At 60.0% G+C, this 12,223-nt stretch carries 11 protein-coding genes; 10 read left to right on the forward strand and 1 reads right to left on the reverse strand.

Annotated elements, in window-relative coordinates:
* Nucleotides 1-143: 143 nt before the first annotated feature.
* Nucleotides 144-797 carry a hypothetical protein gene (locus CKW16_RS04130; protein ID WP_095127331.1) on the reverse strand — a complete coding sequence of 218 codons (654 nt, stop codon included), beginning with the start codon at nt 795-797 and terminating at the stop codon, nt 144-146.
* A 249-nt stretch (nt 798-1,046) separates the two neighbouring features.
* Here CKW16_RS04130 and cbiE point away from each other — a divergent pair, with 249 nt between their 5' ends.
* The 10 genes from cbiE to CKW16_RS04185 all read left to right on the forward strand — a co-directional run bounded on the left by cbiE (nt 1,047) and on the right by CKW16_RS04185 (nt 12,116).
* Nucleotides 1,047-2,258, forward strand: coding sequence for a precorrin-6y C5,15-methyltransferase (decarboxylating) subunit CbiE (gene cbiE, locus CKW16_RS04140; RefSeq protein ID WP_095127333.1), 1,212 nt, complete (start codon nt 1,047-1,049; stop codon nt 2,256-2,258).
* Entirely contained in the window at nt 2,251-3,348 is a 1,098-nt protein-coding gene (locus CKW16_RS04145) for a cobalt-precorrin-5B (C(1))-methyltransferase (protein WP_095127334.1), read from the forward strand. The genes cbiE and CKW16_RS04145 overlap by 8 nt, the downstream gene beginning before the upstream one ends.
* On the forward strand, nt 3,345-4,073 hold the full coding sequence (locus CKW16_RS04150; RefSeq protein ID WP_095127335.1) for a cobalt-precorrin-6A reductase: 729 nt from the start codon (nt 3,345-3,347) through the stop codon (nt 4,071-4,073). The genes CKW16_RS04145 and CKW16_RS04150 overlap by 4 nt, the downstream gene beginning before the upstream one ends.
* A 264-nt stretch (nt 4,074-4,337) precedes the next feature.
* The gene (locus CKW16_RS04155; RefSeq protein ID WP_095127336.1) at nt 4,338-4,628 is read left to right on the forward strand and encodes an addiction module antidote protein; all 291 of its coding nucleotides are present in this window, start codon (nt 4,338-4,340) and stop codon (nt 4,626-4,628) included.
* A gap of 98 nt (nt 4,629-4,726) precedes the next feature.
* On the forward strand, nt 4,727-5,125 hold the full coding sequence (locus tag CKW16_RS04160; RefSeq protein WP_095127337.1) for a DUF2946 domain-containing protein: 399 nt from the start codon (nt 4,727-4,729) through the stop codon (nt 5,123-5,125).
* A gap of 48 nt (nt 5,126-5,173) precedes the next feature.
* Entirely contained in the window at nt 5,174-5,653 is a 480-nt protein-coding gene (locus CKW16_RS04165) for a copper chaperone PCu(A)C (protein ID WP_095127338.1), read from the forward strand.
* Between the two features lie 20 nt (nt 5,654-5,673).
* Nucleotides 5,674-6,120, forward strand: coding sequence for a DUF2946 domain-containing protein (locus CKW16_RS04170; protein ID WP_095127339.1), 447 nt, complete (start codon nt 5,674-5,676; stop codon nt 6,118-6,120).
* A gap of 84 nt (nt 6,121-6,204) precedes the next feature.
* The gene (locus CKW16_RS04175; RefSeq protein ID WP_095127340.1) at nt 6,205-8,322 is read left to right on the forward strand and encodes a TonB-dependent copper receptor; all 2,118 of its coding nucleotides are present in this window, start codon (nt 6,205-6,207) and stop codon (nt 8,320-8,322) included.
* Between the two features lie 143 nt (nt 8,323-8,465).
* Complete coding sequence (locus CKW16_RS04180; RefSeq protein WP_095127341.1) at nt 8,466-9,845, forward strand: PepSY domain-containing protein; 1,380 nt, start codon at nt 8,466-8,468, stop codon at nt 9,843-9,845.
* Nucleotides 9,846-9,995: 150 nt separating this feature from the next.
* Nucleotides 9,996-12,116, forward strand: a complete 2,121-nt coding sequence (locus CKW16_RS04185) for a TonB-dependent siderophore receptor (protein ID WP_095127342.1) — start codon at nt 9,996-9,998, stop codon at nt 12,114-12,116.
* Nucleotides 12,117-12,223: the final 107 nt, after the last annotated feature.

The raw sequence follows: 12,223 nt of genomic DNA on the forward strand, positions 1-12,223 counted from the left end.
CAATGAGTGACCGGCTGACTGGATGCACGTGAAGGGCGAAGGGCCGCCATTATGCCTGCTTTGCCCGAGTGCATGAAAAGTCTGCCGGTCGGAAACGCTGCCGAAGTATCAATCAAGCAAAAGAATGCTTCGGCCTGCGTGGATTAGAGCTCGTACTCGCTGAACTCGAGCGCAAGGGCTCGAGTCGCTTCTTCCACGCTTTGTCGAATGGCGTCCATGTCTCGACGCTTGATCTCCAACCGCCGAATCCGGATATCCAATTGGGACAGACTCTGGTCTATCGTCCAGAACAGATAGGGTGTAGTGATGCCCGACTTGATCAACCTGACATGACTGACCACCATTTCCAGATCTCCGTTGGGCTTATAACTGACCGGTACGATGTTGAATCCGCCTATTTTCCCACTTAAGCCCGCAATCTTTGCCAGCAACTTGGCGTCACTCTCCAGCTTTCCAAGTACTGCTCCAACCTGAGCTATTTGAGCGCTCGATAGGTAGGGACGTGCCACGTTCAACCAGGCCTGTTTCAAACTGCCCGAAAACTGCGGCTTGATGTACTCGACAGGCTCGGCAAGCGTCCAGTCCATTGACCAGAACATACCGGCGTAATGATCGAACCAAGGCCCCGGCTGCGTCTCGCTCTTTGCGACTTTATTCGCGCCATGCTGGGCCAGATGAATGCAATTTTTGACAAAGCTATTGTCGGCGATCGTCTGGCCGGCAATGCCGGTCAGCAGCACATTATTCATCATCAGCGCATCATGCTCGATGACGCCTTTAGCTAACACGTTATCCATATAAGTTTCTTTCATCCTTGATAGTGTCGCAGCCAACATCAACTATTGGCCGCTTACTTATTACATATAAAATCGTGCAACCAAAACACAAACCAAACTACCAAAACCTCCCGTTCAAAAAACAATTTTTCCTCAACATTAAGTGTCTGCAACTCGGAGTTCTCCTGTCTCGGGCATAGATCCGCGTCAGATGACAGAAGCCGCGCTATCATGCCGCCTTTGAACATGAACATTGGGTTGAGGAACAACATGGCCTCCTGGCTGACAGTAGTGGGAATCGGTGAAGACGGCTTCAAGGGCCTGGGCAAAAACGCCCGGCACGCTCTGCTGCGCGCTTCGCGGATCATTGGCGGTCAGCGGCAACTGGATTTGCTGCCGGTGTGCATCCGTGGCGAGCGGCAGTTGTGGCCCAGCCCTTTCTCCCTTGAGCCGGTTTTAGCGCTGCGCGGCGAACCGGTCTGCGTACTGGCCAGCGGCGATCCGATGTTCTTCGGTGTAGGCGCCAGCCTTGCCCGAAAACTGCCCAACGATGAAATGCTGATACTGCCGGCGCCCTCCTCCTGCTCGCTGGCGGCAGCGCGAATGGGCTGGCCGTTGCAGGATGTGGTGACGCTTTCGGTGGTTGCTCGTCCCATCGCCGCACTCAATGCGCAGTTGTTCAGCGGTGTTCGCTTGCTGGTGTTGAGCAACGACGGTCAGAGCCCGGCCGCGATCGCGACGTTATTGCGTGAGCGCGGTTTCGGTGCGAGTCGCCTCACCGTGCTGGAGCATCTGGGCGGTGCAGCCGAACGACGCATCGAAGGTGTCGCCAATGACTGGAACAATCCTGTGTTCGCCGATCTGAACCTGATCGCCATCGAGTGCATCGCCGAACCCAATACGCCGCGCCTCTCCCGATTGGCCGGTCTGCCGGACTCAGCCTTCAAGCACGACGGCCAACTGACCAAACGCGACGTGCGCGCCATCACGCTCGCGCGTCTTGCCCCGATCCCCGGTGAGTTGATGTGGGACGTCGGTGCCGGCAGCGGTTCGATCGGCATCGAGTGGATGCGCGCCCATCAGAGTTGCCGAACGCTGGCCATCGAAGCCGATGAAAGTCGGCAGTTGTTGATCGAGCACAACCGCGATGCACTCGGCGTGCCCGGCCTGCAATTGATTCGCGGCAGTGCGCCGCAAGCCTTGGCCGGACTGGAACGCCCGGATGCAATTTTCATCGGTGGTGGCGTCACACGCGAAGGCGTACTCGACACCTGCTGGGCACAACTCAAACCCGGCGGCCGACTGATCGCCAACGCCGTCACGCTACAAAGTGAAATGACCTTGATGGCCTGGCGCGAGCAGCACGGCGGGGAACTGACGCGAATCCATATCGCTCAAGCCCAACCGCTGGGAGACTTCGATACCTGGCGTCAGGCGTTGCCGATTACCTTGCTGGAAGTGACGAAGCCTTTCAATGCGTGACGAAACCGCCGAACAACCCGCACCGTTGCGCAGCGGCCTGACCACCGGCAGCTGCGCCACCGCCACCAGCCTTGCGGCGGCTCGACTGTTACTGAGCGGGATAGGCTCGGACGCCGTGGACATCGTCCTGCCCAAAGGCAAGCACGTGCAGATGCGTCTGGAGTTCTGTCGACTGACGGATGACGGCGCCGAGGCCGGGACGATCAAGGACGCGGGCGACGACCCCGACGTGACCCATGGCGCGCTGCTCTACTCCCACGTGCGACTGAACACGGCGCCGGGCATTCGCTTCAATGCCGGTCGTGGTGTCGGCACGGTGACCCGGCCGGGGCTGGTGTTGGGCGTCGGCGAACCCGCGATCAACCCGGTACCGCGCAAGATGATCACCGACCACTTGACCCTGCTGGCCGAAGAACTCGATTACCGCGGCGGTTTCGACGTCACGGTGAACGTCGAAGGCGGTGAAGCGCTGGCCTTGAAAACCATGAACCCGCGCCTGGGGATTCTTGGCGGTTTGTCGATTCTCGGCACCAGCGGCATCGTCCGGCCGTTTTCCTGTGCGGCCTACATCGCCTCGATCCATCAGGGCATCGACGTCGCAAAAACCAACGGCTACCTGCACATCGCCGCCTGCACCGGCAATGCCAGCGAAGACACCATGCGCCGGGTCTACGACCTGCCGGAAATCGCCCTGATCGAAATGGGCGACTTCGTCGGCGCCGTGCTCAAACATCTGCGCAAAGTGCCTGTGGATAAACTCAGCCTCTGCGGTGGTTTCGGCAAGATCAGCAAACTGGCGGCCAGGCACATGGATTTGCACAGCCGGCATTCGAGCATCGACCTGCCGCAACTGGCCGAGTGGGCGGCGGCGATTGGCGCCGATGAGGTATTGCAGCAAGGGATTCGCGAGGCCAACACCAGTCAGCAAGCCTTGGCGATGGCCAGTGCGGCGGGCATCGCCCTCGGTGATGCGGTGTGTCAGCACGCGCTGGACTTTGCCCGCAGCGTCGTGCCGGCGCAGGTTCAGGTCGAAGTATTTGCCATCGATCGCCAGGGCGGGATTGTCGGCCATGCGGGAGCTTTTCAATGAAGCGCGTGTTGTTGCTGGGTGGCGTGACGGAAGCCTTGGCCATCGCTCGAACCCTCGGGCCAGAACACATCTATAGCCTGGCCGGCGTCGGTCGCGTGCCAACGGATTTGACCTGCCAGGTTCGCGTTGGCGGTTACGGCGGCGCTGAAGGTCTGGCGCAGTTCATTCAGGGTGAAGGGATCGACCTGTTGCTGGACGCCACCCATCCCTACGCCGCACAAATCAGCCAGAACGCCGCCACCGCTGCGCGGTTGAGCGGCATTGCCTGCTGGGCGTTAAGGCGCCCGGCCTGGCAACCACAGGCTGGGGATGACTGGCGAGATGTCAGCGATTGGGCCGAGTTGATCGAAGCGTTGGAACCGTTCCGGCGGCCGCTGTTCACCCTTGGCCGTGAACCGTTGCAGCATCTGCACGAAATACCGTCAGAGCAATTCTGGACCCTGCGTGCCCTGGACGTTTACCCCGGCAACGAACGCTGCGAAGTCATCGGCGCGCGTGGACCGTTTCTGATCGAGGATGAACGTGAACTGTTTGAACGTCGGCAGATTGATGTGTTGATCAGCAAGAACAGCGGCAGCACCGCGACCGAGCCGAAGCTGGAAGTGGCACGGGAGCGTGGGGTGCCGGTAATTGTTTTGCAGCGGCCGGTGTTGACGGAGGTTGATCGGGAGTTTGGGTCGGTGACAGAGGTGTTGGCAGCCCTGATAGCAGAAACCACCACATAACCTGTAGCAGCTGGCGAAGCCTGCGTCCGGCTGCGCAGCAGTCGTAAAATCAAACGCCTCGGTTTTTCAGGTTAATCGTGGATGGAGGATTTACGACTGCTTCGCAGCCGGACGCAGGCTTCGCCAGCTGCTACAAAAGAATGCGCAACGCCCTACATCTCTATCGGACCTCACACACAACATCATCCAAAACGACCGACTAGTCGGTTCGCAATCCTCCCCTTATGGTTCTGAGCCCCTTAAACAAGCTGCTCTGAGACTACGATGACCGAACAATTCACCCGTTTCGACGCAGCCGAGTTTCTAAAAACACCAGAAGAAATGGCCGCTTACCTGGACGCCTGTTTTGAGGAAGATGCTGGCGACGGAGTGCTCATACGTGCAGCCCTTAACGACATAGCCCGAGCAAAGGGCATGACACAGATTGCCCGTGATGCGGGGCTGGGTCGTGAAAGCCTGTACAAAGCACTGGGCAGCACTGGCAATCCGGAATTCACTACTATCATGAAGGTTATGAAAGCTTTGGGCCTGCGCTTGCACGCCAGCACTCTCTGACTGCGCTGCGACACCACACCGCACGCCGCTTTTTTACTTATCGGCCCTGATCAGGCTAAATAGCCGCGCCTGATCGCCCACCCAACCGGATTTTTCCCATGTCCCGACAACGGCTCGCATTTGCCTGGATCGCCTGCTTCGCAGTGCTGTTCAACATGCTCGCCATGCCGATGTCCGGAGCGATAGCGCAGACGGCGAAATCACCCGCCGAGCAGTTGTTGTGGGGCAGTTTCTGTTCGTCCAGCGGCATCAAGATGGTGGCGATTTCCCTGGGCGATATCGAACAGAAAACCCCGCAGAGTGACGATCACTCCAACATGCAACATTGCTGGTGCTGTTCGGGTTCCGCGCCACTGGTGGCGCTGCCCGGGCATGTGCCGCAACTGTACTTCGCGCGTTTCGAAGCCAATCGAAGCCTGCCTGACGCCTCTCTCGATACACCGACACCGCGCCAGCAATGGCCGAACCTCAACCCCCGCGCTTCCCCTCTGGTGTGATTCCTTCTCGCAATTGACCTGCGTTTTGAATCGTTCTGGAGAACTGCCATGTTGAACAAACTCATCGTCCTGGCTGTGTTGCTGCTGCCTGCCTGTTTTGCCAATGCTCACGAATACAAAGCCGGGGAGCTGGAGATCGCTCATCCGTGGTCGCAAGAGTTGCCGCCAAACGCGCCAACGGTTGCGGCGTATTTCGTGATTAACAACAACGGTAAAACGGCTGACCGGCTGCTCAGTGTCGACTCGCCCATTGCAGGCGAAGCCCAGTTGCACGAGCACGTCATGCAAAACGATCTGATGAAAATGCAGCAGGTGCCGAGCGTCGACATTCCTGCCGGTGGCAACGTCACCTTTGCGCCGATGGCCTATCACGTGATGCTGGTAAACCTGAAAGACCGCAGCCTGTTGAGCGACGGCAAACGCTTCCCGTTGACGATGCACTTCGAAAAATCCGGCGACGTGACGGTCGACATCTCGGTGCAGAAGAAGCCGCCGGAAGGCATGCAGACGCACGCCCACGCCCAGTAAGCGACTGAGCAAAAACGCCCATGCGCCCGCTTAGCGCCAGGTCATCCGCACACCGTCGTCAGCCGTTAAGCCTGACGCGGGGTAGCTGGATCAGCCTGTTCGCCATGTTGATGATCTTTATCGGCCCGCTGATTTCTCAGTCGATGCCGATGGATCAGCGCGCCTCGATGTCCATGACGATGTCGATGGACATGAGCATGAACATGTCGGCGATGGATCACGCCGACCACGACGCACAACCCGCTGCCGAGCACTGCCCGCCCAAGGCCTCACATCACGCGCTCTGGGAAAAATGCGGCTATTGCAGCCTGCTGTTCAATTGCCCGGCGCTGACCGGCGGCCAGTCTTTCGTCGCATTCGACACACCAACAGCCAGCACCTTCACCACACCCTCCCCTCGCCTGGGCCACGCCCGGCAAACCTTCTTCCCCGGTGCCCGCACCCGCGCCCCGCCCATCGACGCGTAAACACCCACCTCCGATCTCACACGGTTTAGAAGACAGCCGCAGGCTGCCGGCCGTGTCGTTTACGACTGTTCGATGGAAATTGTCATGTCCAGGTTTTCTGCTGACACACGCTTGAGCGCTGCCCAAGCTTCTTTTGCCTTGAACGAATCCAGCATTCGTTTCAGGCACGCCACCGCCTTCCTTTGCGGTGCACTGCTGACACCCATGGTGCTGGCCGATGAACACGCCGGTCACAGCGAAGAACTGAGCCCGACGGTGATCACCGCCGTCGCGCCGAGTTCGCCACTGACCATCGTCACCAACCCCAAGGACCCGCGCCAACCGGTGCCGGCCAGCGACGGTGGCGATTACCTGAAAACCATTCCCGGCTTCGCCCTGGTGCGCAATGGCGGCACCAACGGTGACCCGGTGCTGCGCGGCATGTTCGGCTCGCGGCTGAACATCCTCACCAACGGCGGCCAATTGCTCGGCGCCTGCCCCGGCCGAATGGACGCACCGACCTCGTACATCTCGCCGGAAACCTACGACAAACTGACCGTGATCAAAGGCCCGCAAACCGTGCTCTGGGGACCGGGGGCGTCGGCCGGGACCATCCTCTTCGACCGTGAGCCGGAGAGCTTCGGCGAACTCGGCACCCGGGTGAACGCCAGCGTGCTGGCCGGCTCCAACGGCCGTTTCGACAAAGTGGTAGACGCTGCTGCCGGCGGGCCATTGGGTTACGTGCGAGTGATCGGCAACACCGCGCATGCCGACGACTACCAGGACGGCAACAACGACACCGTGCCGTCGCGCTATGACAAATGGAACGGCGATGTCGCGGTGGGCTGGACCCCGGACGCCGACACCCTGCTGGAACTCACCGCCGGCAAGGGCGATGGCGAAGCGCGTTATGCCGGGCGCGGCATGGACGGTTCGCAGTTCAAGCGCGAAAGCCTGGGCCTGCGTTTCGAGCAGTCGAACATCGGCGATGTGCTGGATAAGGTCGAGGCGCAGGTTTACTACAACTACGCCGACCACGTGATGGACAACTACACCCTGCGCACGCCGTCCGGCACCGGAATGATGGCAGGTCCCATGGCCTCCAACGTCGACCGTCGAACCCTCGGCGCACGGATCAAAGCCACCTGGCGCTGGGCCGATGTGCAGTTGATCAGCGGCATCGATGCGCAGACCAGCGAACATCGCCAACGCAACGCCATGGGCATCGACGTCTACAAGGATCTGCCGCGCAACAAGGACGCCGACTTCCACAACTACGGCGTTTTCAGCGAATTGACCTGGTACGCCGCCGACCGTGACCGGCTGATTACCGGCGCGCGACTGGACCGCGCTTCGGCCAAGGATTTCCGGCAGAGTACTGGCTCCGGGATGATGGCGCGCCCTAACCCGACCGCCGACGACACCCGCGCCGACACACTGCCAAGCGGCTTCGTCCGTTACGAGCATGACCTGGCCGACAGCCCGACCACGCTGTATGCCGGCCTCGGTCACACCCAGCGTTTCCCGGATTACTGGGAGCTGTTTTCACCCAAGTCCGGCCCCGCCGGCTCGGTGAATGCCTTCGATTCGATCAAGCCAGAAAAAACCACCCAGCTCGACTTCGGCCTGCAATACAAGACCGAAGACCTCGAAGCCTGGGCCTCGGGTTACGTCGGGCAGGTGCGCGACTACATCCTGTTCAACTACACGCCAACAATGATGGGCATGACCTCGCAAGCACAGAACATCGACGCGCGGATCATGGGCGGTGAATTGGGGGCGGCTTACAAGCTGACCTCCAACTGGAAGGCCGATGCGACCCTGGCCTACGCCTGGGGCAAGAACAGCAGCGACGGCAACGCACTGCCGCAAATGCCGCCGCTGGACGCACGTTTTGGCCTGACCTACAGCGAAGACAACTGGAGCGCCGGGGCCTTGTGGCGGGTGGTCGCGGCGCAAAACCGCATCGACCAGAACAAGGGCAACGTCGTTGGCAAGGACTTCGACAAGACCCCGGGGTTTGGCGTGTTCTCGCTCAATGGCGCGTACCGGATCAACAAAAACTGGAAGGTCAGCACGGGCGTCGACAACCTGTTCGGCAAGGCGTACGCCGAGCATTTGAACCTGGCCGGCAACGCTGGTTTTGGCTATCCGGCCAATGACCCGCAAGCCATAAAAGAACCGGGGCGCACGCTCTGGACCAAAGTGGACATGAGCTTCTAAAAGCATCGCGAGCAAGCATCGCTCCTACAAGGACAACACCGAACCTGTAGGAGCGAGCGGGCGGCGATCCGACTTGCCCGCGAATGACTGCGCAGCAGTCACCAGACAACAACAAAAGATCCAAGCCAAGCGGAGCACAACCGATGAAACAGCCCAAAGTGAATTTCTACAACCTGGCCTGGCGTTGGCATTTTTATGCCGGTCTGTTCGTCGCGCCTTTCATGGTGATGCTGGCCCTGACCGGCATCATTTACCTGTTCAAGCCGCAACTCGACCCATTGATGTACGGCAGCCTGCTGAATGTCCCGGCCGGGCATCACAGCGTCCCGGCCGATGACTTGCTCAAGCGGGTGAAAGAGGCTTACCCACAAGCCACGATCAAGCAGTATCTGCCACCGGTCAACGCCGAACGCAGCGCGCAATTTGTCGTGATCGATGGCGGTAACGAGCTCAACGTATTCGTCGATCCCTACCACGCTGACATCCTCGGCGAGCAAGACGCCAAAAAGAATCTGCAAGCCGTTGCGCGAGCGATTCATGGCGAATTGATGATCGGCACCGTCGGTGATCGACTGATCGAACTGGCCGCCGGTTGGGGCGTGGTGTTGGTGGTCTCCGGCGTCTTTCTGTGGTGGCCGCGTGGCCAGGCAGCCGGCATCCTGTGGCCGCGCTTGAACAGTCGCGGTCGAGTACTCTGGCGTGACCTGCACGCAGTGACCGGGTTCTGGGGCGCGTCGTTGCTGCTGGTGATGCTGCTCAGCGGCATGACCTGGACCGGGTTCTGGGGCAAGCAATACGCCGAAGTGTGGAATGTCTTTCCGGCAGCGATGTGGGACGACGTACCGAAGTCCGATGTCGAGGCTCGCAGCCTCAACACTGCCACCCGCCAGACCGTGCCTTGGGCGATGGAAAACACACCGATGCCAATGTCCGGCGACCACGCCGAACACATGGCCCACGGTAGCGCGCAAGCTGGCCCCGCCGCGCCGACCATCAGCTTGCAGGACGTGCAGAACATCGCTGCGCAACGCAAGGTCGAACCGGGTTACAGCATCACCTTCCCGAAAACCGCCACGGGCGTGTTCACCATCGCAGTGTTCGCCGATGACCCGCGCAACGACGCTACGCTGCATGTGGATCAGTACACCGGCGATGTCCTCGCCGACGTGCGTTTCGAGCAGTACGGCACCGTCGCCCGTGCGACGGAAATCGGCGTGATGCTGCACGAAGGCAAAATGTTCGGCCCGCTCAATCAGATCATCATCCTGCTGATCTGCCTGATGATTCTGCTCAGCGCCGTCAGCGGCGTGGTGATCTGGTGGAAGCGTCGCCCGCAAGGCAAATTCGGTGTTCCGCCGCTGCGCCACGACCTGCCGAAATGGAAAACCGCGATGGTCATCATGTTCGCATTGGCGGTGGCGTTTCCGTTGGTGGGCGCGTCCTTGGTGGTGGTCTGGCTGTTCGATCGGGTGCTGCTGTCGCGATTCAATCGGCAAACTGAATCAACCTCACCTTCATCATGAAACAGGCGAGATGCGCGGTTTAGAGGGATCTGTAGACTTCCCGCGCTTATCTCCCGGTCATTCTTGGTGTTGCTATACAACGCCAATGTACCGCCCTGCCCGCAGCCGGATGCTGCGGGTTTTCTTTTGAAGAAGTGATTCACCGTCCCGATGAACAAGTTCCTCTTGTCCGGCCTTTGCCTGCTCGCCATGAACAACAGCGCCGACGCGCAACCGTTGACCCTGCCCACCGGCACCATCACCGCCCAAGCCAATGACGACGAAACTGTCAGCCTGAACACCCCGACCACCGCCGGCTCCCGCCTCAAACTCACCGCCCTGGAAACCCCCGCCAGTGTCGAAAGCCTGACCGGCGAACAGATTCGCGCGCGGGGTGATCGCAGTGTCCAGGACGCCGTGTCGCGCAGCACCGGGATCAGCCGCACCGGCACGCCGGGCGATGGCGGCACGTCGTTGTCGGCTCGGGGTTTTACCGGGCAGGGTTCGGTGATGCAGCTGTATGACGGCAACCGGATGTACACCGGCATGGGCACCGTGACCTTCCCGGTCGACACCTGGTCGGTGGAGCGCGTTGACGTGCTGCGCGGTCCGGCATCGGTGCTGTATGGCGAAGGCGCGACTGGTGCGGTGGTCAATGTGATCCCGAAAAAACCGTTTGAAGGCGAGATCGAAAACCACCTGCGTCTCGGCTACGGCTCTTACGACAGTCAGCAACAAGCCTTCGACAGTGGCGGTTCGCTGACCGATACCCTGAGCTACCGCTTGAACCTCAATCGCCTGCGCAGCAACGGCTGGGTTGATCGCGGCGATTCGTCCAGCGACTTCATCAGCGCCGCCCTGCGCTGGCAAGCGAACGATGATCTGGCGTTTACGCTGGCCCACGATTACGGCGATCAAAAACCGATGAACTACTTTGGCACGCCGCTGATCAACGGGCGCTTTCACGAAGGCCTGCGGGACAAGAACTACAACGTCAGCAACGACAAGCAGCACTACAACGATCAGTGGACGCGGCTGACCAGCGACTGGCAGATCTCCGAAAACGTCAGTTCAAGCAACGAGCTGTATTACCTCAAGGCCCAGCGTCGTTGGCAGAACGCCGAGAACTACAACTTCGACCGAGACACTCAACAGCTCAGCCGCAGCGGTTACTTCGGCATCGGCCACAAGCAGGAACAGGTCGGCGACCGTCAAACCTTCACTTTCAAACACTCTCTGTTCGGCCTCGACAGCCAGACCGTGACCGGTGTCGATTACAACCGGATTCGCTTCCAGCTCGACAGCAACTCGCCGTTCAATGACGTATTGCCGAAAGGCCAACCGATCGATCTGTATCACCCGCAGCGCGGTAGTTTTGAAAGCGCCGATCCGTACCGTGATCAGTTCCAGTCGACGACAAAACAGATGTCGGCTTTCGCCGAAAATCGCACGCAGTTGAGCGAGCGCTGGTCCTTGGTGACCGGTGTTCGCCGCGATTATGTGCACGTCGATCGCGACAACCTGGTCGATGGCAGCCAAAGCGATAAGACCCTGACTGGCAACAACTGGAAGGCCGGGCTGGTGTTTGCCGTGACGCCGGACACCTCGTTCTACGGCCAGTACGCCACCAGCACCGATGGCGTCGGCGGGTTGATATCCCTGAGCCCCAGCCAACAACAATATGACTTGTCCACCGCGAAGCAGACCGAGATTGGCGTGAAGCAGCTGTTCTGGGATCAGCGCGGCGAGTGGACGCTGGCGGCCTATCGCATCGTCAAAAAGAAACTGCTGACCGACGACCCGGGCAATCCGACGCTCAAACAGCAGGTCGGCCAGCAATCGTCCAACGGCCTGGAAGCCAGCCTCGATCTGCAACTGCCGCACGCCTGGCAACTGCAAGCCAATGCGGCCATCGTCAGAGCCAGGGTCGACGATTTCGAAGAAGTGGTGAGTGGTATGCCGGTGTCGCGCAACGGCAATCGTCCGGTGGACGTGCCACGGCGCACGGCGAATCTGTGGTTGAGCAAAGCGATCAATGATGACTTGAAGGCCGGAGCCGGCGTGCGTTATGTGGATGCGCGTTATGCGGACATGGCCAACCAGAACGAGCTGCCGAGCTACACCGTAGTGGATGCCACGTTGTCCTGGAAAGCGTTGCGGAATACGACGCTGGGGTTGCAGGTGAACAATCTGTTTGACCGGCAGTACGCGCAAAGCCAATACAATGAGGGGCAGCAGTGGATCCTCGGCGAACCTCGGTCGTTTTTCGTCACGGCTGATTACACCTTTTGAGCATAGGGCCTCATCGCGAGCAAGCTCGGCTCCTACAGGGTTTGTGTCGTTCGCAAATATGTGATCGACATAATTCCTGTAGGAGCCGAGCTTGCTCGCGATGAGGC

This window comes from Pseudomonas sp. Irchel s3h14 (genome assembly GCF_900187425.1).
GTDB lineage: Bacteria > Pseudomonadota > Gammaproteobacteria > Pseudomonadales > Pseudomonadaceae > Aquipseudomonas.

What these genes read in the sequence shown, in the direction of transcription:
- CKW16_RS04130 (WP_095127331.1), bottom strand. Translation starts at nt 797, where the DNA reads ATGGATAACGTGTTAGCTAAAGGCGTCATCGAGCATGATGCGCTGATG.
- cbiE (WP_095127333.1), top strand. Translation starts at nt 1,047, where the DNA reads ATGGCCTCCTGGCTGACAGTAGTGGGAATCGGTGAAGACGGCTTCAAG.
- CKW16_RS04145 (WP_095127334.1), top strand. Translation starts at nt 2,251, where the DNA reads ATGCGTGACGAAACCGCCGAACAACCCGCACCGTTGCGCAGCGGCCTG.
- CKW16_RS04150 (WP_095127335.1), top strand. Translation starts at nt 3,345, where the DNA reads ATGAAGCGCGTGTTGTTGCTGGGTGGCGTGACGGAAGCCTTGGCCATC.
- CKW16_RS04155 (WP_095127336.1), top strand. Translation starts at nt 4,338, where the DNA reads ATGACCGAACAATTCACCCGTTTCGACGCAGCCGAGTTTCTAAAAACA.
- CKW16_RS04160 (WP_095127337.1), top strand. Translation starts at nt 4,727, where the DNA reads ATGTCCCGACAACGGCTCGCATTTGCCTGGATCGCCTGCTTCGCAGTG.
- CKW16_RS04165 (WP_095127338.1), top strand. Translation starts at nt 5,174, where the DNA reads ATGTTGAACAAACTCATCGTCCTGGCTGTGTTGCTGCTGCCTGCCTGT.
- CKW16_RS04170 (WP_095127339.1), top strand. Translation starts at nt 5,674, where the DNA reads ATGCGCCCGCTTAGCGCCAGGTCATCCGCACACCGTCGTCAGCCGTTA.
- CKW16_RS04175 (WP_095127340.1), top strand. Translation starts at nt 6,205, where the DNA reads ATGTCCAGGTTTTCTGCTGACACACGCTTGAGCGCTGCCCAAGCTTCT.
- CKW16_RS04180 (WP_095127341.1), top strand. Translation starts at nt 8,466, where the DNA reads ATGAAACAGCCCAAAGTGAATTTCTACAACCTGGCCTGGCGTTGGCAT.
- CKW16_RS04185 (WP_095127342.1), top strand. Translation starts at nt 9,996, where the DNA reads ATGAACAAGTTCCTCTTGTCCGGCCTTTGCCTGCTCGCCATGAACAAC.